Raw genomic sequence first — 1,370 nt, forward strand, 5'->3', positions numbered from 1 at the left:
TCTATATCATATTCATCATATACATCATTTTGTATAAACTCTTTTAATATATCAGCAATTTTTTCATAATACAAATTTCTATTTTCTATATCATTGAGTTTATTATATAAATTGGCAATATTTTTTAATACATAAAAATCATTTTTAGAAAAATCAATATATTTTGTATAAAAGTATATAGCTTTACTATATTCATTTATATTTTCATAAAATTCAGCAATTCTTCTGCTGCAGCTAAGATTTCCTTTTTCAAAAGACTTATTATAATAATTAATAGCTTCTTCATAGTTTTTTATTTCCTCATAAATATAGGCAATGTCAGAATAGCAACTTGAATCATCAGGATATATTTGTATGATAGTTTTATATGTATCTATTGCCTTATCATAGTTTTCATCTTCTGCATACATTCTAGCTATATTTTTATAACTTTCTCTAGATATTATTTTATACAATTCTTCAGCTTTATCATACTCTTTATATGTCTTGTAAAAATCAGCAAGCTTCTCTCGGCATGGCATAATATATTGAATGCCGTAAAAGCTCCTTTCTTCGATTCTTAAAGTATACGCCTGAACTATATCATTATAAGCCTCACTTCCTTTAAAATCTTTTTCTTCTATATCTAAAGGTATAATTTTTAAAGGGTATGATATATCGTATAAAATACTTGCTTTTAAAAATTGAATAGCTTCTCTATTTTTACCAACCTTTTTATACAAATCATATATGGACTTTATTATATGCTGTCTATGATATCTATAACATTCAATATCAATACAACTGTCTTGATAAATATGCCATGATTTTTCATAACTTTTTATAGCTTCATCATATTGTTCATTTTTTTCATAACTTAATCCTAAATAATGTATATAATTAGCTTCTTCCCGACGGGATATTGAATATTTAAAATATTCTGATTCTCTAAAATCTTTTATAGTTTTTTTAAAAATTTCTATTGCAGCATCATAGTTTCCTAAATATAAATTCACTTTTCCAAATGTATAATAATATTTTTCTTTATGATTTTTTATTATTTCGCTATGATTTATTTTATAAGCCTTTTTATAATAGTATAGAGCTTTGTTATAATCTCTATTAGTATATAAATTTATGCCTCCCAGTAAATACCAGTATTCCGAATCATTATTATTTAATTCAATAGCATTTTCTATTAATTTGCATATCTCTTGTATATTGATTTTAGCAGAAAAATGATAAATACTTGAATCTTTATAATATAAAGAAGCAAGATAATACATAACTTTATCTTTTTGATAATTTGAATCTAAAAGTTTTGCAAATATTTTTTCTGCTTCTTCTATATAATTGCTGTCATATTCCATTAATCCTAACATAAATAATAA

1 protein-coding gene is annotated in these 1,370 nt (G+C 23.0%); it reads right to left on the reverse strand.

Features of this window, described 5'->3' with window-relative positions; genetic code table 11:
- A partial coding sequence (locus EZH24_RS11915; protein WP_161976169.1) for a tetratricopeptide repeat protein occupies window positions 1-1,349 on the reverse strand: 1,349 nt, incomplete at its 3' end.
- Between the last annotated feature and the right edge of the window lie 21 nt (window positions 1,350-1,370).

This window comes from Brachyspira catarrhinii (assembly GCF_005518285.1).
Lineage (GTDB): Bacteria > Spirochaetota > Brachyspiria > Brachyspirales > Brachyspiraceae > Brachyspira > Brachyspira catarrhinii.